The following is an 18,651-nucleotide window of genomic DNA, read 5'->3' as shown; positions in this document are numbered from 1 at the left end:
CAATTAGACACGCCAACGCCAACGGCCTGATGCCGCTGGTAATGTGCCTATCAATAGTTTGCGATCAACAACCACGAGCGGGTCCCTTGGGATGGTCTTAAATATTAGTTAACACTAGCGCAGCCAATGTTAAGGCGCAACTGTTAGATGCTGTTTTTTCTATTTAACCTTGTAAGTATTGTCGATTCTTAAGGATCCTCTGAATAACGTTATCGAGGACGCTAACACAAGGCAAAACTTACGAAAAAGCGCAGTTTACAACGAGCAGATGAGCGTTTTGAGTAAATTTTTAACGCAGTGGTAGCTACGCAGATGGTTATTCAGAGGTTTTTTAATGGTCGATGTCTTTACCAAAATCGCGAAAAGCCTCGTGTTTTTAGTGCGAGGATGAATAGCTAGGGCGGCGTAAGCTGCCCCCCAATAGGTTGTTAAAATATTTGCAGTGCGAGTGCGTACTGGTATTATATACAGCATGACAAAACACACCAAAACATTAAAAGTTCGCATTCGAGATAAGCATGCGCCACTGCTAAACAGCATGGCACGAAGCGTTAATTTCGTCTGGAACTTTGTCAATGAATTAAGCCAGCGCTCGATTAAAGAGCGCGCACAAGTTCAGTCGCACGCTGGCTGGGGTCAATTAAAAACAATGTTGGACTATAAATGCGCTCACGCAGGCATTGTTTTTAAGGAAGTGAACGAGGCATACACCACCCAAACCTGTAGCTGTTGCGGCGCAGTGCCCGATAGCAGGCCGAAAGGTATCGCAGGGCTTGAAATAAGAGAATGGACGTACAGTGCGTGCGGTGTCACGCACAGCGACCGCGATATAAACGCGGCACGAAATATTCTCGCGGTCAGGCATGGCCGTCTAGCAGTAGAAATCAGCGCCTCTTTAGGGCGTGAGGATGTCAAGCAGAGTAACACTAGAGAAACAGTTCCCGGAGATCCTCTAGCACTAACGCTGGATTCTCTGCACTGATCGGTTCTCCATAGTTATACCCATAGGTCACCGCAATACATGCCACGCCAGCAGAGCGGGCCGCCTGCACATCATTACGAGAATCGCCTACAAACAGGCACTGCTCCGCAGTCACGCCTGCTTGCTGCATAACCCAAAGCAGTCCAGCAGGATCAGGTTTTTTCTGCGGCAAAGTATCGCCACCAACAACCCACTCAAAATATTCAGCTATTTGCATTTCGGCCAATAACTCAGGAATAAATTTTTCTGGTTTATTGGTGATCAAAGCCAGCTTCACTCCCAGCATTTTCAACGACTGTAAAGTCTCCAGCGCACCGGGATACAACGTCGTTAAACTGTTACCTGTGCCATACACCTGCATAAAGATTGCCAGCGCCTGGGCTTCTTGCTCAGCGCTAATGTGCTGCTCAGCAAAACCATCGGCCAAGGCGCGACGCACTAACATAGGTGCACCATTGCCGACCCAGTTGCGCACTTTATCCATCCCCGCGGGGGCGCGGCCAAGCTGCACTAACATTTGGTCCGTGGCAACAGTCAAATCCGGCACTGAGTCTATTAAGGTGCCATCCAGATCGAACATGACCAATTTAGGCAGCTGCCCGCTCAACACACCAAGCAAAGTTTTCACTGTTGCACACCTGCCAGCTCTGCACGCATCGCCGAGATCACCTGGGCATAATCTGGCGCATTAAAAATGGCTGAGCCAGCGACAAAGGTGTCAGCACCTGCTTGGGCAATTGCTTTGATATTTTTCACATTGACCCCGCCATCCACTTGCAAACGAATCGGCAAACCGCTGGCATCAATCAACTCGCGCGCTTCACGCAACTTATCCAAAGTGCCAGGAATAAATGACTGTCCACCAAAACCTGGGTTAACGCTCATCAAAAGCACCATGTCGACTTTATCTAAGACGTACTTTAGTACGTCCAACGGCGTGGCCGGATTAAATACCAGACCGGCTTTACAGCCACCTTGCTTGATCAATTGCAAGGAGCGATCCACATGCTCAGAAGCTTCAGGGTGAAAAGTAATGTAACTGGCACCCGCCTCAATGAAATCACCAATAACGCGATCCACAGGCTTAACCATCAAATGCACATCAATGGGTGCGGTAATGCCGTATTTACGTAACGCACTGCACACCATCGGCCCAATTGTTAAGTTCGGCACGTAATGGTTATCCATCACATCAAAGTGCACTGTGTCTGCGCCAGCAGCGAGGACACGGTCAACATCTTCACCTAAGCGGGCAAAGTCGGCGGATAAAATAGATGGAGCAATTACAAAAGGCTGCATAGCGTCCTCACGGTCAATAGAGCAAGCGATGGCTGTCGTTAACAACCGATACTGTTGTGCGCAAAAGTAGCTATCTTAGCGCAATTAATTCAACCATAGGTCATCCAAATTAGGAAAACCCCAGTCTTCGACTGACTCTCGGCCGATGATGCTTTCACTGCAACCCGCTTGCGCCAAGTCAATCACTCGCTGCTCAATGGGCATGTTTGACTTAGTCGAAAAGAAAACTTTCACCTTTGGCTTTAGCAAGTTCACCTCATTTTTTTCAGTCACCACAGCGAGGCGACCGCTGCGCAAACGCAGCAAAGAGCCCACAGGATAAATACCCATAGTGCGCACAAATGCTTGAAACACTTGAGGGTCAAAATGCCCTTGCCACTGTGCCATGCGCTGTAAGGACTCCGCAGGCCCCCAGCCAGCTTTATAGGGGCGGTCTGAGGTAATCGCATCGTACACATCGCAGACTGCGGCCATGCGAGAAAACAAACTAATATCCTGGCCTTTCAGCTTTTTTGGATAGCCGCTACCGTCATATTTTTCATGGTGGTGCAAGCACACATCGTACACTTCAGGGCTAATTACAGAATCACTTTCTAAAAGCAGCTTGGCTCCATAAACAGGATGCAAGCGTACCTTGGCAAATTCCTCATCGGTGAGCCGCCCTGGCTTATTTAAAACTGTGTCGTCGATCATCATTTTACCGACATCATGTAGCAAACCAGCCACCCCAGCCTTTTGTACTTGCTCGGCACTGAGCTCAAGCTTGCGCGCTAGAGCAATCATCAAGGCGCACACGGCCACAGAGTGCATATAGGTGTATTCATCGGCATTTTTTAAACGCACCAAGCTCAGCAGCGCTGAGGGGTGACGCAACACAGATTGTGTGATGTCAGCAACCACTTCATGCGCCCCATGCAGCTCAATGGCTTGCCCCATGCGCACCTCAGAAAACATGGTAAGCACCGACTGCTTGGAGCGCTCACAGATATCAAATGCACGCTGCATTTCATCAGTCATGGTCACCGCAGGTGTCAATGACTCAGTAGTAGCTAAAGCTTCCTGCAAAACATTTTCTACTCTCTCGGCTACTGTGCTGGCGGGTTCACTAGCGAGGTTATCGGGCAAATCCAGCCCTTTCGTGGAGTCGATCCACACTTCGCTAATAGCACTGCTTTGCAAACTGTGTAAATCAGCCTGAGTTTGCAATACAAACCCTTTTTTCCAGAAAGGATGATCCATCCAAGAACCACAGAGCTCATGGATATACATACCCAACACCACATCTGTTACGGAAACTTTCTTGAGCATAGCGATGCCGAAACCTAGCCTACAATCGTTTTATCATGAAGTTATTCACAGTAAGAAGCCATGCTAGAGCCAGCACTAGAATGTTTACAAAGTATTATAGCGCCAATCAGTTACAGCTCAGCTAAGGCTAGTCACAGCGCCTCTAAGTCTGTCTCACAAGCTTTGCCCAGACTCTCTTTATTCGGTAATTAGCTCAACTTTTTCGGCATCTATGGCATAGGCAAAGTCTGCCAATGCATTGCTGCTGACCTCAACCCGTAGAACACCCTCGACCCACAAGGGGGCATAAATATCTTCGAGGTTTATCCCTTGCGGATAACGCACCAATACAATTTGATTTGGTGGCGGGGGCGGAACATGGATACAGGCACCCGGATAAGGCACCAAAAAGAACTCAACAAACTGGCCGCGTTGATCAGTCTCTAAAGGCACAGGGTAACCACCCAGCAGAATCTCGCGGCCATCCAGCGCCGGAACGGTTTGCGCGGAATACATAAAGTCCGGCATCGCTTTATCTGCGCTGCGCAGGCCTCCGCCGTCAGGGGTATAAAAGCCGCTGTCAGCCTCTGGGCTGTCATGGGTAATTTCTGGCATTTCTAACAACGCCTTGCGGTCCGCTTCTGGCATAAGGTCCAGCCAGTCGGTTTCCTCTAACGCAGCTTGCGCAGCGCCAGCCAGCAACAACACACTTAGCAGTAAAGAACGCATGCAATGCTCCTAGTAACTTAGCCACTGGATTACCACAGTGGCTATAGTGGACTGCTGCGCAGTAGCAGAGTTCAGAGCGGTTTTAACTGTCTAACAATGCTTCCAACGCAGCAATTTGCTCTTGTAAACGCTGTGCACTTTGGCTGCGCAAGGTGGCATGCCCGACTTTACGGCCAGGTTTAAAAGCTTTGCTATAGTCATGCAAATGGCAGTCAGCCACGGCAACTACATCAGCGGTAGCCGGAATACTGCCGATAAAGTTCAGCATAGCGCTATGGCCCACTTTTTCTACGGAGCCCAATGGCAAGCCCGCAACAGCACGCAAATGGTTTTCAAATTGACTGCATTCAGCCCCTTCGATCGTCCAGTGTCCTGAGTTATGCACCCGTGGCGCAATTTCGTTGGCTTTTAAACCGCCATCCACCTCAAAGAACTCAAAGGCCAAAACACCCACATAATCCAACTCTTTCAGTACCCGCTCAGCATAATCCTGCGCCAGCGCCTGCAACGGATGCTCATCACTGGCCACCGACAGGTGTAAAATACCGTCATTGTGCACGTTATGCACCAATGGGTAGCTCAGCACTTCGCCATCACGGCCGCGTACTGCAATCAATGACACTTCACCGCTAAAAGCCACAAAGCCTTCTAAAATGCAGGGCACATTGCCTAAATAAGCAAACGCATCCACCACGTCAGCGGCTTCACGCAAGACTTTTTGGCCTTTACCGTCATAACCTAAAGTGCGGGTTTTCAAAACTGCCGGTAAGCCAATCTGCGCCACGGCTGCCTCTAAATCGGCTTGCGACAACACATCAGCAAATTCAGTGGTGGGAATACCCAATGCTTTAAACATGGATTTTTCAAACCAGCGATCCCGAGCGATACGCAACGCATTAGCGCTGGGATATACGGGCACAAACTGCTCAAGAAAAGCCACAGTTTCAGCCGGCACACTTTCAAACTCGAAGGTAACCAAGTCAACTGTTTGCGCTAATTGCTGCAAGTGTTCTTGTGAGTCGTAACCACCCAACAAGTGCTCACCCACTGCCGCAGCGCAGGCATCCACTGCCGGATCAAGAAAAGTGAACTGCATTCCTAAGGGTGTTCCAGCCAGCGACAACATACGTCCTAACTGCCCACCACCAATCACGCCAACTTTCATGACTTAAGCCTCCCGTGGATCTGGGTTATCTAACACGGTTTGCGTTTGCTGCTCACGGAACGCATTCAGTGCGGTATGAATTTCTGGATGCTGATGACCAATAATACTGGCCGCCAATAAAGCCGCATTGATTGCGCCTGCTTTACCAATGGATAAGGTTGCCACAGGAACGCCCGCCGGCATTTGTACAATCGACAACAGCGAATCAACACCAGACAACATAGACGATTGCACGGGCACACCCAGTACCGGCAAGTGCGTTTTGGCCGCGCACATACCCGGCAAGTGTGCGGCACCACCGGCACCTGCGATAATCACTTGCACGCCACGCTCATGGGCTTTTTCAGCGTAACTGAATAATAAATCTGGAGTGCGGTGCGCCGAAACCACTTGCACCTCATAAGGAATACCGAGGGTTTCCAGCATGTCTACGCTGTGGCTCATTGTGCTCCAATCCGACTTGGAACCCATAATCACGCCTACCAGTGGACTCATCAGTGTTGCCTCTTCAAGTTTGGCCGCCAGTTAGCGCGGCAAAAATAACAAACCACGCAACACGGCGTGGCTTAGTTAATGAAATAGTTAAGATATAAGAAGTGCGCAATTATAGCGCATTTGCAGCGCTTTACTAAAACACCAATGGAAAAATCCATGCTCTGCCTTAGCGCCCGCCTTGCACAGTCAGACCAACACCTAACTCCACTGCCAACGCCCAAGGCAATAACAGAGTATCCAAGAGCAGACTAAAAGGTAAATCCAGTGCGGCATATTTTGGCGCCTGTGCACCAAAGCGCTCAACTGGATAACAGCCACCTTGCACACTGTACCAGTCCAGTCGAGTTCCAGAATAAATCACCGGAGCTCCTGCTTGCGCAGCATCTAAAGTACGCACACTGGCGCAACCACTGCTCAATAACACCACCATCAACAGCAGTGCAGCAACCTTATTACTCATTCCAGTCCGCTTGGTGATGCTCACCCCAGCGCGGCAACATATCTTGCGGAATTTGTAAGATGTTCAGAATGCGCGCTACAACAAAGTCGACCAAGTCTTCAATGCTTTGCGGCTGGTGATAAAAACCGGGCGAAGCTGGCAAAATCACTGCGCCCATATTCGATAATTTCAGCATATTTTCCAAATGAATACTGGAGTACGGCGCTTCACGGGGCACTATAACCAACTGGCGCCGCTCTTTCAGCACCACATCAGCAGCACGCTCAATCAAACTATTACAAGCGCCTGTGGCAATCGCCGACAGCGTACCTGTCGAACAAGGCACCACCACCATCGCGCTCGGCGCACCCGAACCAGATGCCACAGAAGACATCCAATCCTCTTTGCCATATACCCGCACCTGACCTGCAGCAGCACCGGTATATTCGGTTAAAAACTGTTGCATGGCTTGCGGCTTAGGTGGCAACAGCACATCGGTTTCCGTAGCCAAGACCAACTGCGCGGCTTTGGAGATTAAAAAATGCACTTCACGGTCTTCTTGCACTAAGCAATCCAACAAGCGTAAGCCATATTGCGCGCCAGACGCGCCGGTCATAGCTAAAGTGACTCGCCGCGGCCCCATCATTGTGCTGCCTCCAAAGCTTCCATAAGCTGTGTATGGATTCCGCCAAAACCACCATTACTCATAATCACCACCTGGGTATCAGCTTGTGCCAGCGCTAACACGCCAGCAATAATGTCTTCTAAGCTGCTGCACACCTGCGTCGGTACTGGCGCATCAGCCACAGTGCTCGCTAGATCCCAGCCCAGATTGTCTGGCGCGTACCAAAACACATGATCGGCTAGGGCTGTCGACGGTGCTAAACCTTCACGGTGCGCACCCAGTTTCATTGAGTTGGAACGCGGCTCAATCACCGCAATAATCTGTTGCTTGCCCACCTGCTTGCGCAAACCATCTAAGGTACTGGCAATGGCGGTGGGGTGATGGGCGAAATCATCGTAGACCGTTACCCCGCGCACGCAACCTAGGTTTTGCATACGACGCTTCACATTCTCAAACTCACGCAACGCTTGTGCACCATGCTCAGCCGTTACGCCCACATGGCGGGCCGCGGCGAGTGCCGCCAAGGCATTGGCCACATTGTGCAAACCAGTCAAGGGCCAGCGCACCACGCCTTGCTCCACACCGTCTAACGACACAACAAACTCAGATCCATCGTCTTTCAGCAAACGCGCTTGCCACTGGCCATCGGGGCCTGTGGTTTGCCGCGGCGTCCAGCAGCCTTTATCCAGCACACGCCCAATCGCTTGCTCTTGTGCAGGGTAAATAAGCAAACCATTGCTGGGCACGGTACGCACTAGATGATGGAACTGCTGCTCAATGGCGGCTAAATCAGGAAAAATATCCGCGTGATCAAATTCTAAATTATTCAGTACTGCGGTGCGTGGGCGGTAGTGGACGAACTTTGAGCGCTTATCAAAAAAGGCACTGTCATACTCATCCGCCTCAACTACAAAGAAGTCTGTTTCACCCAGTCGCGCGGAGATACCAAAATTTTGCGGTACACCACCGATTAAAAACCCTGGCTGCATTCCGGCGTACTCTAAAATCCATGCCAGCATGCTGCTGGTGGTGGTTTTGCCGTGGGTGCCTGCCACTGCCAACACCCAGCGCCCTTGCAACACATGCTCGGCCAACCATTGCGGGCCAGACACATACGCCAGGCCTGCGTTTAACACATACTCAACAGCTGGGTTACCTCGGGACAACGCATTACCTACCACGACTAAATCTGGTGCAGGCTGTAAGTGCTCAACATGGTAGCCGTGCATCAACTCAATGCCCTGCTCTTCGAGCTGGGTACTCATGGGCGGATAGACATTGGCATCCGAGCCGGTGACGCGGTGCCCTAACTCTTTGGCTAAGAGGGCTAAAGAGCCCATAAATGTGCCACAAATACCTAAAATATGAATATGCATATACACCTCAAATAATTGCCCGCAAGATTAACACAAGGATCAACATGCGACTGCGCGCCAAGCACCTCCAGCACATTTGCCAGCCATTATAGTTATAGGGCAGGATTGTTACCCCACTGATGACCAAAACACGAAAAGAGAATTGCCATGCGCATTATTTCTGCCAACTTAGAGCATCTAGACCAACTAACACCCATGTTTATCCATTACCGCGAACTCTATGGTGCTATGCCGCAAGCAGAGGCTTCAAAAGATTTCTTAACCCAGCGCTTAAGTAAGCAAGAAGCAATTATTTTACTGGCTTTTGCAGAAGATACTTTATTGGGCTTTTGTTTGGTGTACCCAAGCTTTTCCTCGGTGTCACTGCGCCCTATTTGGATTCTTAATGACTTGTATGTAGCAGAAGGTGCACGGCGCAAACAGGTCGCGCACAAACTCCTCAAAGCCATTACCGAACAAGCCCGAGCCAAGAATGCCGTGCGCTTACGGGTTTCCATCCATGCCAGTAACGAAATTGCCCAGCGCTTATATGAGTCAGCTAATTTTTTCGAAGACCGCCACTTTAGAAATTATATTTTATTATTATAAGTCAGTCTTACTTGTGCTTTTTAGCACAGACTGCGCGGCAAAACTGAAGCTCTACAGCGGCAATCTTCCCAGCCGCCCTTCAGCACTTGGTATAGCGAAACAAATACCCCTATAATTGCTGCACTTTTCACCTACAATTGGATGCCCACATGAGCTTTAGCAAAATCCCAGCTGGCAAAGACTTACCGAACGATATTTACGTTGCTATCGAAATCCCCGCCAATCACGCGCCAATCAAATATGAAATTGATATGGAAACCGACAACCTCATGGTTGACCGTTTTATGGCGACACCTATGTTCTACCCAGCCAACTACGGTTTTATTCCTAACACTCTGGCTGATGATGGTGATGCGCTCGATGTTTTAGTGGTAACACCATACCCAGTAGCGCCAGGTGCGGTAATTCGCGCTCGTCCAGTTGGTGTTTTGCACATGACTGACGAAGCAGGCGGTGACGCTAAACTGATTGCAGTGCCACATGAAAAAATCACTCAATTGTACAATGACGTACACGAGTACACCGATTTACCACCTTTACTCATCGAGCAAATTAAACATTTCTTTGAGAACTACAAAGACCTAGAAAAAGGCAAGTGGGTTAAGGTTGAAGGCTGGGGTGATGCCGCTGCTGCCCGTACCGAAATCAGCAAAGCTGCTGCCGCTTTTAACAAGTAAGACAGCTTAAATCAGAGCAGCCGCGCTTCGCATAAGCGGCTGCTGTGCTCTGCGGCATTGAGTTGTGCGCTTTGGCAGCAACAACACTGGCCCATTAGAGTGCTTCCTCACAACAGGTTGCCTTTGCCTTAAAGCGGCCCCGTAAAAGTCACCCTGTTGTTTATTACCACTTAATTTTGTGAGGGCTGTATGGCTCGCCAAAAAGAAACACCTCCTTTCGAGCAATCCTTAGATGCTCTACAAGTACTAGTCGAGCGTCTTGAAAGCGGCGATTTATCCCTTGAAGACTCGCTCTCCACCTTTGAGCAAGGCATTGCCCTTACCCGTGAATGCCAAAGCGCACTGCAAGATGCAGAACAACGCGTCCAAGTTCTGCTTGAGCAAAATGGCAAGCTGGTTGAAAAACCACATGATGGAAACCTAGAGCCTTGATCACCCACTACCAGAAATTCTGTCAGGGTCATGTTGATGCGGCGCTGGAGCAATTACTGCAAGCCCCGTCCGACGAGCTGCAACGCCTTTATGCAGCGATGCGCTATAGCGTAATGAATGGTGGCAAACGTGTCCGTCCGCTACTGGTATTTGCGAGCTGCCAAGCACTGGGCGGTGAAGTCCAGCAGGCCTATGGCGCAGCTTGCGCAGTCGAATTGATTCATGCCTATTCCTTGGTACACGATGATCTACCTGCTATGGATGATGACGATCTGCGTCGCGGCCAACCAACCACCCATAAAGCATTTGATGAAGCCTATGCAATTTTAGCCGGCGACGCCCTGCAATCACTGGCCTTTTACGCTCTAGGTGACGAAACTCTCTCACCTATTAGCGCTCAACAACGTTTGGATATGTTTAAAGTGTTGTCTAATGCTGCGGGCGCTGCCGGCATGGTTGGCGGTCAAGCCATCGACTTAAGTTCCGTTGGGCAAAGCATAGATCAAGCAACGCTTGAATTAATGCATCGCCATAAAACCGGCGCATTGATTCAAGCCAGCGTACATTTAGGTGCTCTGGCCAGCAACCACGCCACACCAGCAACTCTAAACGCTCTAGACGCATACGCCCAAGCCATTGGCTTAGCTTTCCAAGTACAGGACGATATTCTCGACGTAACCAGCGACACCCAAACTCTGGGCAAGCAACAAGGCAGTGATGCTGAGCACAATAAACCGACCTACCCTGCCCTGCTAGGCCTCAAGCAAGCCCAGCAATATGCTTATGAGCTTAGAGATCAAGCTCAAGCAGCATTAGCAGGCCTTGACCAGCGCGCCGATCACCTGCGCAATCTGGCTGACTATATTGTCTCGCGTAGCAGCTAACGCAGCCTCTGCCAACTGCAGGCAAGCTCTACGCGCAAGACGCAAGTAGCGCACCATCTAACAACAATAACGCAGCACAATACAGCGCAAGAGACTGGCTACAGCTGAGCTAAGCGCAAACTATCAGATAAGATTTTTATAGACTCTAAAACCAAAAAAGCGCTTAACAGAAACTGCTAAGCGCTTTATATATTCGTCTAAACAAATACGATGGTGGGTCGTGCGGGATTCGAACCTGCGACCAATTGGTTAAAAGCCAACTGCTCTACCACTGAGCTAACGACCCAAAAAATGGTCGGGGTAGGGGGATTCGAACTCCCGACATCCTGCTCCCAAAGCAGGCGCGCTACCGGACTGCGCTATACCCCGATGGCTCCACGACCTGGACTCGAACCAGGGACCCAATGATTAACAGTCATTTGCTCTACCGACTGAGCTATCGCGGAACATTACAGTTTTCGTTGAACTCTTGTGGAGTTCGCCTTGTCTGTGGTGCGCTATTCTACGCAAATATCTAACCTTGTCAACACCTTAATGAAAATAAACTCTAAATTTATCTTCTTAGCTCCTTTAACAGGTTATCGCTGCAGTTTATGCAACTTAACGTCCCATCTAAGGCGCTAACCTTTAAGTGTTGATGCTGATATTATCAGACTATCGATAGGATTGTAAAACAGGATACGGTCATGCGCTCGCGAAGCTCCTCGAATACCTCTACCAGCAATAACAACCAAGGCAGTCTTGGTGGTATTTCCTTAGAGCGCAAAATACTTCCACAATTCAATAGCTTGACTCAAGAGATTCGTCAGCACTTACTCAACTTTTTGGCGCAACAGGTTCGCGCGGCTTTCATCCAAGCCGATACCGCCCTATTTAACTGCGCTGAAAATGCGGAAAACAACCAAGTCCAAGACATGTTCTTTGAAAGTATTCGCGAAGTACGTAAACAGCATGTACAGATTGAGCGAGCCTTCCTAAAAAACATTGCCAACCAATTCGATGACTTCATCAAGGCAAAAAAGCGGCCTAGCGCAGCTGACGCACAAATCGATGCCCAGCAACTCTCTTTAGTACAAAACGACGAGTTTGAAGAGTCTTTACTGGTAAGCAGCATGTCCAACAAGGCCAACGAGCGCTGCATCGAAGCATTGTATGCAATCGAGCAACGCTTGGCGCTGATCAATAGTGGGATCAAAAGTGACGACAACAGCCCCCTGACTCCAACAGTCATAGCCAACGGTTTTTATACTGCTTTAGCCCCTAGCCCATTCAACTTACAAGTGAAGACCATTTTATACATGCTCTTTGAGCAATTTGTCATGCGTGAACTGGATCAATTCTATGCAACCATTAACCAAGCCTTTATCAGTGCTGGCGTGTTACCAAACCTAAGCTACTCTGCCAGTCAAAGAAAACAGCGGCTAATGCAAGCGGCGACAAGGACAACACCCAACAGCCTGTCTGCGACTCGCACCAGCACTGAGCGACAAGCAAGCAATAATATGCAATCACCGGAGCGCGGCTCTGGCGCGGCGAGTGCAATCCCTAGTAACGCCATAGATGAACAGACAAGCCTGCAAGCAGAAACCCTCACTGCCCTGCTCAGCACGTATCGCCAACAAGCCACATCCACAGCTCTACCGGATGGAGTGCCGAGCATTACCGCCTTTACTCCCAGTAACGCCACGCATAAATATAGCTCGGCAGAACTATTAAGCGCTTTAGCCAGTCTCCAGCAACACAATGCACAGCAAGCAGCGCAGGGCTTTACCATGCTAGCGGTTGATCGCAGCAAACAGGCTCTCGTAAAGCAGTTGCAGGACCTCAACAGCACTGCTTCACCAGGAAAATTAGCAGAACAGCATGCCAACACCATAGATTTAGTTGGCATGCTGTTTAATTTCATCATTGAGGATGCGAGCCTTACTCAGTCCAGTAAGGCTATTCTGTCAAACCTGCACCCCCTCTACGTACAAGTTGCTCTGCAAGACCCAACCCTGTTCAGCCAATATCAGCACCCAGCACGTAAACTCCTCAATGGCATGGCTCAAGCTGGGGTAGAGTACCGCGGCGCCAGCGAGGAAAAAGCGTTACAACATAAGATGCAATTTACTGTCAGCCAAGCGCTACAATCCTATAAAGGCGATAGCATTTTATTTGATTACTTGCTGCAAGATTTCAATGTTTTTGTGCATGCCTTACAGCGGCGTGCAGAACTCAGAGAAAAACGCGCCATAGAGGCAGCGAAAGGCCGTGACCGTTTACTTGCCGCGCGCCAACAAGCGCTAGCTTTAGTTGCCAGCACCTTACAAAAATTTCCAGTGCCTAATATTATCCAAGACTTTTTAGAGCAATCTTGGGTGGATGTTTTAGTCTTCTCTTTTTTACGCCATGGCCCAGCCAGCCAGCAATGGCAGTGTTACGCCGAAACTGCGCAACAACTGGCGTGGAGCGCAACTTTCTTAGCGCTGCCAGAAGAGCAAGAGCGCCTTGCCACGGTCAACTTAGAGCTCTTTAGTCAGCTGCAGCAAGGTCTTGATTTATTGGGCAGCCACCACCCCGATACCATACGCAAGCTCGTACAGGAGCTCAGCGCCTGCCAGCAAGCAGTACAAGCACAGCAAGCCACTCCTGCTAGCAAATCCCCAGCGCAAACAAGACAAAATCCTTTGGGCACCATGCTGAGCAATGAAGAAGAGCTGTCTGCGCCCAATAGCACAGACAACTTATCCACTCAAGCGCGTGAAATAACCAAGAAACTAGAGCACATAAACTTCGGCACTTGGTTTGAGTTTGACTCTCCTGCTGCAACCCTTAAACTATCGTGGTTTAGCCCAACTACACGCAACTATATGTTTGTCGACTCATCTGGCCAGCGTGTAGCCATTAAGCCTCTCTCTACTCTGGCGATGGAAATTGAACACGGTCAGGCGCGCATCCTTACCGAGCAGCGCAGTAAACCTTTAATGGACCGCGCTTTGCATGCGATCCAAAAAATATTCCAACATTTTAACAATCACAGCACAGCATAAACGACAGAGCACAGCATGAATGAACGCCGCCAAAATCTAAGGTACGCAACCGAACAAGAGCTTGAAGCATACGACAGCAATAGCGCTTTGTTCATGGGTCGCTTTGTGGATATGTCTGAAGAAGGCTTCTTACTTTTTTGCCCAATAAAAATTGACGTAGACAGTGTGTGGCAAATTCGCGTACTCGCCGCCAATGACTTGCGCTTGCGCTCTTTGCTCACCTTTGGTGCGGAATGCTTATGGGTGCGTCAGGCTGACGAAAGCAAGCATTACTGGGCCGGTTTTCATATTATTGATATTACTGATGAAGACAATGAGAAGCTGCTGTCACTGCTCGCTCCTGCAGAATAACTGCACATCCATTATTAAGGAACAGCTGAGTCTTAAGCAAGGCTTAGCGAGGTTTAACCCCATTACCGCGGTGGTTGCTCAAACCGCTAAACCAGCCTCTTTACTTTGAAGATACCTATGCGCCGCACAAAAAAAGAAGCAGAAAATACTCGCACAGCAATCCTGACTGCTGCAGAACTGCTATTTTTTGATAAAGGTGTATCTCACACATCCCTCGAACAGATCGCGCGCCATGCTGGCGTCACTCGCGGAGCAGTCTATTGGCACTTCAAAAACAAAGCCCACCTCTTCCATGAGATGCTCAATCAAGTGCGCTTACCTGCTGAGCAAATTGCTGAGCACGTCAGCCAATGCGACCCTAGCGACCCTATTGCTGGTCTTAAACGCCTCTGCGCCGAAGTTTTCGTCACTATGAGTACTGATGAGCGCAAGCGCCGCATTTTTACAATCTTATTGCGCCGCTGCGAGTTCACTGATGATTTGCGCGAAGCAGAAGAGCGCCATGAAGCCTTTATTAACGAGTTTATTGACTTATGCGAAGAGCTGTTTGCCCAGCCCAATACAGCCAAACGCCTCAATCCAGGTGTCACCCCCAGAATGGCTGCCCTTGTTTTACACTCAATGCTGCTGGGTCTACTCAGCGACTGGCTAAGAGACCCTAAACTATTCAACCCGCAACAAGCCGGCCCCTTACTGGATATTTTACTGCGCGGTATTATTCGCGATTGGCAGCCTAGCCAGCCCAATAATTAGCCCCTGCAGGAACTTGCCAATGCTCACGACTCGGCAATTAACCAGTCTAAACGCCAACCACTTTCACCCTGCTGCAAGGTTTTCGCCAACCAAGGCATAATCTGTTTCAGCTCTTCTTCCAAGCCCCACGGTGGGTTACAAATAACCATCCCTGAGCCACTGAGCCGAGTTGCGTCATCAGGCGTATCGACATACAACTCAACGCGCAATAGTTTTGGCGCATTACTGCCCTGCAACTGTCGATAAAACCGCTGTAACTGCGCAATATCTTTAATCGGATACCAGATACAAACAATCGCTTGGCGCATCCGCTCCACGCTTTCCTGCAAGGCCTGTACACAGCGCTCCAACTCATTACCCTCCTCAAACGGTGGATCGATGAGCATTAACACGCGCTTTTCTTCAGTTGGTAACAAAGCCTGTGGCACATGCCAACCGTCCCCCAGATGCACACTTGCCCTGCGATCTAGGCGCATATTTTCTTTCAATAGCTGGCCATCAACTGGGTGTTTTTCATTGAGGTGCAAACGGTCCTGACTGCGCGTCAAGCAGCGCGCAAATTCAGGTGAGCCTGGGTAATAGCGCAACTCATCACCCTCATTAAGCTCACTCACCGCATACAAATAATCCGTTAAAAAAGGCTCCGTAGAGGACCACAGCCGCCCCACACCTTCCTGCCATTCGCCAGTTTTTACCGCTTCCTCGCCTTGCAAGTCATACAAGCCAATGCCCGCGTGGGTATCAATGTAAGCGAGAGGGGCTGGTTTTTTTTGCAATAAAGCCAGACAACGGGTCAGCAGTAAATGCTTGAAAACATCAGCATGGTTGCCCGCATGGTACGCGTGACGATAATTCATAAGTTCCTCAACGCAGCTCTTGTTGGATACTGAGCATAGTCCGTGGCCAAGGCTTATCTTTACGGACGCTCTCTGGCAGGCTGCTAATCGCTGCATGAGCTGCATCACGATCAACAAAGTTGCCGTAGGTGACCACAAACAAAGCCTGACCTTGGTGCTCTTTTCTAAAATAATGGTACTGCGCTGGATTTTGCTTAACAAAATTCTGCGCTGTTGCTTCTGCACGGGTGCCTAAAACCTGCAAAGTATAACGGGCTGCTGCTTGCTGCTGGTACCACTGACGATTACCGGCGCTGCCAGACAGTGAGGTCGCAACTGGCTGCGCAATACTGCTCGGCTTAGTCGCTGGTTGCACAACAGGCGCAGGCTGTGCTTTTTTCTTCTCGGCTAAGGCGACCGGTTTAACTACGGTTTCTTTAATAACTTCTGCCGGAGGCGTACTAATGGGCACTGGTGCTTTAACTGCAGTTGTGGCTACCGGCTGCTCGGGCTCAACCTCTCGCTCTTCAAGCAGCTCATCGAGCGACTCTTGCTCGTCATCAACATTCACAGCTTGCGCCAGAGGTGCTCGCAGCACCGGCTCAGGAACAGCTTGCAAAGGCAGTTCAATGCGTTTTGTTGGATTGCGTGCAGTTGTTACAGGTTGTTGATTTAACTCCTCCAACACTGCTGGGGCTACAGGCGTGTCAGCTGGAGCGTTGCTTTCAGGTGTTTGTAATACCCACAGCAGTAGTAAAGCCACAGCCAGCACAATCAATACAGCAATATGTTTATAGGGGATATTCAATGCTGTTTTACTTGAGCGACTAGGCTTACCGGTTATCTGCTCAATTAACACGGCCTTAGCCGCATCATTGATCTGCCCCGGCCAGCCTTGTGACTGTTTGAAAATATCAGCCAACTGTTGCTCAGTGAAGACATCAAGACTCTGCCCCGCAGCGATTAAGCGCTGCTCTAAGTACTCGACAACCTCATCCTGATCCCAAGGCTCAAGCGCAATGACATGGTGCAAATCGGCGTTATCAGCTACTTTTTCTAATAGCGGACAGATTGAGGAGTCAGAAAAAACAAACACTCGGGCGCAGGCATCATTAACGCCTTGAGCAATGCGTTGTAAAAACAATAATGCTGACTCTTCTAATAACTCAGCATTATCTACAATCAAATGCACTTCTTGCCCAGTCACTAACATTTGCTCGATATGCCTAAGCACACCGGCGATATCACTATCACGCAACTCCAGTGCAGCGCTGACTTGCTGCAGCATAGAAGCCGCATCTGCTGTAGCTGAAGCGGTAATCACAATATTCTTAACCGAATCTTTCGAGCTGGCCACAAGCGCTTGACGCAAGACTGTTTTACCACTGCCAGGCGGGCCAGTGACCACTAACATCAACTTGCTATAACGTGCTAAATGATGCAATTCAACTAAGACAGGTCGACGCTTAGCTGCAAAAAACTTAAAGCTTGGACCGCGCCCCAAGAAAGGATCATGTTCAAATTGATAATAATCCAAGTAATTATCATCGGCATACAAGTCAGTCATAGCGCTCTCATTGAGTTAAATACTGGCGGCAATTGTTGAATAGTCTGTGCTCAAGACATCGTGCAAAACCTCAGCGGGGTACTCGGCAGTAACCAGCGCCTCACCTAGGTTGCGCAACAATACTAAGCGTATATGGCCATCGATATTTTTCTTATCCACAGCCATATGGGTTAAAAACGTCTCTGCGGTCATACTTAGCGGTGGCACAATCGGTAACCCCGCTTGCTTTAACAGCTTGATTCCGCGATCACGCTGCTGCTCGGTTAACCAGCCGAGCTGTTTAGACATGTGCAGCGCCATAACAGTTCCTGCAGACACCGCCTCGCCATGCAGCCATGCACCATAACCTTGCTCTGTCTCTATGGCATGGCCAAAAGTGTGTCCAAGGTTAAGCGTAGCGCGCACACCCGACTCACGCTCATCAGCAGACACCACCTGCGCTTTGGCAGCGCAAGAACGCTCAATGGTTTCGATTAGCGCTGGATTATCCAGCTGACAAATCTGTTCAATATGCCTTTCTAACCACGTTAAAAAAGGCTCATCACAAATCAATCCGTATTTAATTACTTCAGCCAAGCCTGCTGATAACTCGCGCGGCGGCAAAGTTTGCAAGGTTGCAGTATCAATCAGCACCGCTTGCGGCTGATAAAACGCGCCGACCATATTCTTGCCTAACGGGTGATTAATCCCTGTTTTACCGCCAACAGATGAGTCAACTTGCGAGAGTAAAGTGGTCGGTACCTGGATGAAGTTAACACCACGTTGATAACAGGCGGCAGCGAAACCCGTCATATCACCCACCACGCCACCACCCAAGGCAATTAAAGTGGTTTTACGGTCGTGCTTATCACGCAGCAACGCATCAAAAATCAGCTGCAAGGTTTCCCAGTTTTTATAAGACTCGCCATCTGGCAGAATAATCTCTGTAAGCTCATAACCAACCAAGGCTTCACGCAACTGTTGCAAATACAAAGGTGCCACAGTGGTGTTGCTAACAATCGCAACCTTACGTCCGACAATGTGCGGCGTAAAGAACTGCGCCTGCCTTAGTAAGTCCGAACCAATATAAATTGGGTAGCTACGTTCAGCTAAATCAACTGTCAGGGTGCGCATGCATGCCTCTCGTTATAACGC

At 49.5% G+C, this 18,651-nt stretch carries 20 protein-coding genes and 3 tRNA genes; 8 read left to right on the top strand and 15 right to left on the bottom strand.

Annotation, left to right across the window (positions count from 1 at the left end; genetic code table 11):
* The first annotated feature begins 472 nt into the window (after window positions 1–472).
* The gene (locus O6P33_RS03495) at window positions 473–982 is read left to right on the top strand and encodes a transposase (RefSeq protein ID WP_332880048.1); all 510 of its coding nucleotides are present in this window, start codon (window positions 473–475) and stop codon (window positions 980–982) included.
* Here the strand turns inward: O6P33_RS03495 and O6P33_RS03490 are convergent.
* The 9 genes from O6P33_RS03490 to mpl all read right to left on the bottom strand — a co-directional run bounded on the left by O6P33_RS03490 (window position 927) and on the right by mpl (window position 8,397).
* The gene (locus O6P33_RS03490; RefSeq protein WP_332880038.1) at window positions 927–1,610 is read right to left on the bottom strand and encodes a phosphoglycolate phosphatase; all 684 of its coding nucleotides are present in this window, start codon (window positions 1,608–1,610) and stop codon (window positions 927–929) included. The genes O6P33_RS03495 and O6P33_RS03490 overlap by 56 nt on opposite strands.
* Window positions 1,607–2,281 carry a ribulose-phosphate 3-epimerase gene (gene rpe, locus O6P33_RS03485; RefSeq protein ID WP_269818860.1) on the bottom strand — a complete coding sequence of 225 codons (675 nt, stop codon included), beginning with the start codon at window positions 2,279–2,281 and terminating at the stop codon, window positions 1,607–1,609. Before rpe ends, O6P33_RS03490 begins: the two co-directional genes overlap by 4 nt.
* 84 nt (window positions 2,282–2,365) lie before the next feature.
* Window positions 2,366–3,589, bottom strand: coding sequence for an HD-GYP domain-containing protein (locus O6P33_RS03480; RefSeq protein WP_269818859.1), 1,224 nt, complete (start codon window positions 3,587–3,589; stop codon window positions 2,366–2,368).
* A 177-nt stretch (window positions 3,590–3,766) separates the two neighbouring features.
* Entirely contained in the window at window positions 3,767–4,297 is a 531-nt protein-coding gene (locus tag O6P33_RS03475) for a DUF3299 domain-containing protein (RefSeq protein WP_269818858.1), read from the bottom strand.
* Window positions 4,298–4,379: 82 nt separating this feature from the next.
* Entirely contained in the window at window positions 4,380–5,462 is a 1,083-nt protein-coding gene (locus O6P33_RS03470) for a 5-(carboxyamino)imidazole ribonucleotide synthase (RefSeq protein WP_269818857.1), read from the bottom strand.
* A 3-nt stretch (window positions 5,463–5,465) separates the two neighbouring features.
* On the bottom strand, window positions 5,466–5,957 hold the full coding sequence (purE, locus tag O6P33_RS03465) for a 5-(carboxyamino)imidazole ribonucleotide mutase (RefSeq protein WP_269818856.1): 492 nt from the start codon (window positions 5,955–5,957) through the stop codon (window positions 5,466–5,468).
* A 166-nt stretch (window positions 5,958–6,123) separates the two neighbouring features.
* Complete coding sequence (locus tag O6P33_RS03460; protein WP_269818855.1) at window positions 6,124–6,417, bottom strand: YceK/YidQ family lipoprotein; 294 nt, start codon at window positions 6,415–6,417, stop codon at window positions 6,124–6,126.
* Window positions 6,410–7,042, bottom strand: a complete 633-nt coding sequence (gene ubiX / locus O6P33_RS03455; RefSeq protein ID WP_269818854.1) for a flavin prenyltransferase UbiX — start codon at window positions 7,040–7,042, stop codon at window positions 6,410–6,412. Before ubiX ends, O6P33_RS03460 begins: the two co-directional genes overlap by 8 nt.
* Window positions 7,039–8,397, bottom strand: coding sequence for a UDP-N-acetylmuramate:L-alanyl-gamma-D-glutamyl-meso-diaminopimelate ligase (gene mpl, locus O6P33_RS03450; RefSeq protein ID WP_269818852.1), 1,359 nt, complete (start codon window positions 8,395–8,397; stop codon window positions 7,039–7,041). Before mpl ends, ubiX begins: the two co-directional genes overlap by 4 nt.
* A 147-nt stretch (window positions 8,398–8,544) precedes the next feature.
* Between mpl and O6P33_RS03445 the strand changes: the two genes are divergently transcribed.
* The 4 genes from O6P33_RS03445 to ispA all read left to right on the top strand — a co-directional run bounded on the left by O6P33_RS03445 (window position 8,545) and on the right by ispA (window position 10,978).
* Window positions 8,545–8,985: a GNAT family N-acetyltransferase gene (locus O6P33_RS03445; RefSeq protein ID WP_269818851.1), complete on the top strand. Its 441-nt coding sequence runs from the start codon at window positions 8,545–8,547 to the stop codon at window positions 8,983–8,985.
* 149 nt (window positions 8,986–9,134) lie between these two features.
* The gene (ppa, locus tag O6P33_RS03440; RefSeq protein ID WP_269818850.1) at window positions 9,135–9,662 is read left to right on the top strand and encodes an inorganic diphosphatase; all 528 of its coding nucleotides are present in this window, start codon (window positions 9,135–9,137) and stop codon (window positions 9,660–9,662) included.
* Window positions 9,663–9,851: 189 nt separating this feature from the next.
* Complete coding sequence (locus tag O6P33_RS03435) at window positions 9,852–10,094, top strand: exodeoxyribonuclease VII small subunit (RefSeq protein ID WP_269818849.1); 243 nt, start codon at window positions 9,852–9,854, stop codon at window positions 10,092–10,094.
* Window positions 10,091–10,978, top strand: coding sequence for a (2E,6E)-farnesyl diphosphate synthase (gene ispA, locus O6P33_RS03430; protein WP_269818848.1), 888 nt, complete (start codon window positions 10,091–10,093; stop codon window positions 10,976–10,978). The genes O6P33_RS03435 and ispA overlap by 4 nt, the downstream gene beginning before the upstream one ends.
* Before the next feature lie 211 nt (window positions 10,979–11,189).
* Here the strand turns inward: ispA and O6P33_RS03425 are convergent.
* The 3 genes from O6P33_RS03425 to O6P33_RS03415 form a co-directional block, all read right to left on the bottom strand.
* A tRNA-Lys gene (locus O6P33_RS03425) sits at window positions 11,190–11,264 on the bottom strand.
* 6 nt (window positions 11,265–11,270) lie between these two features.
* Window positions 11,271–11,347: transfer RNA gene (locus O6P33_RS03420), tRNA-Pro, on the bottom strand.
* A gap of 1 nt (window position 11,348) precedes the next feature.
* Window positions 11,349–11,424: transfer RNA gene (locus O6P33_RS03415), tRNA-Asn, on the bottom strand.
* Between the two features lie 240 nt (window positions 11,425–11,664).
* Between O6P33_RS03415 and O6P33_RS03410 the strand changes: the two genes are divergently transcribed.
* From O6P33_RS03410 to O6P33_RS03400, 3 genes are all read left to right on the top strand, one after another.
* Window positions 11,665–14,010, top strand: a complete 2,346-nt coding sequence (locus O6P33_RS03410; RefSeq protein WP_269818847.1) for a DUF1631 domain-containing protein — start codon at window positions 11,665–11,667, stop codon at window positions 14,008–14,010.
* Between the two features lie 15 nt (window positions 14,011–14,025).
* Complete coding sequence (locus tag O6P33_RS03405) at window positions 14,026–14,361, top strand: PilZ domain-containing protein (protein WP_269818846.1); 336 nt, start codon at window positions 14,026–14,028, stop codon at window positions 14,359–14,361.
* 117 nt (window positions 14,362–14,478) lie between these two features.
* Entirely contained in the window at window positions 14,479–15,114 is a 636-nt protein-coding gene (locus tag O6P33_RS03400) for a TetR family transcriptional regulator (protein ID WP_269818845.1), read from the top strand.
* A gap of 23 nt (window positions 15,115–15,137) precedes the next feature.
* Here O6P33_RS03400 and O6P33_RS03395 read toward each other — a convergent pair whose 3' ends face one another.
* From O6P33_RS03395 to aroB, 3 genes are read right to left on the bottom strand one after another with little or no spacing between them, the layout of a single operon-like run.
* Entirely contained in the window at window positions 15,138–15,971 is an 834-nt protein-coding gene (locus tag O6P33_RS03395; protein WP_269818844.1) for a 23S rRNA (adenine(2030)-N(6))-methyltransferase RlmJ, read from the bottom strand.
* 7 nt (window positions 15,972–15,978) lie between these two features.
* Window positions 15,979–17,517, bottom strand: coding sequence for an SPOR domain-containing protein (locus tag O6P33_RS03390; RefSeq protein ID WP_269818843.1), 1,539 nt, complete (start codon window positions 17,515–17,517; stop codon window positions 15,979–15,981).
* Window positions 17,518–17,532: 15 nt separating this feature from the next.
* Window positions 17,533–18,630, bottom strand: a complete 1,098-nt coding sequence (gene aroB / locus O6P33_RS03385) for a 3-dehydroquinate synthase (protein WP_269818842.1) — start codon at window positions 18,628–18,630, stop codon at window positions 17,533–17,535.
* Window positions 18,631–18,651 lie beyond the last annotated feature (21 nt).

Source organism: Denitrificimonas caeni (assembly GCF_027498055.1).
Classification (GTDB): Bacteria; Pseudomonadota; Gammaproteobacteria; order Pseudomonadales; family Pseudomonadaceae; genus Denitrificimonas.
The sequence above is the reverse complement of the archived record's forward strand: the minus strand, read 5'-3'. Positions and strand labels throughout refer to the sequence as shown.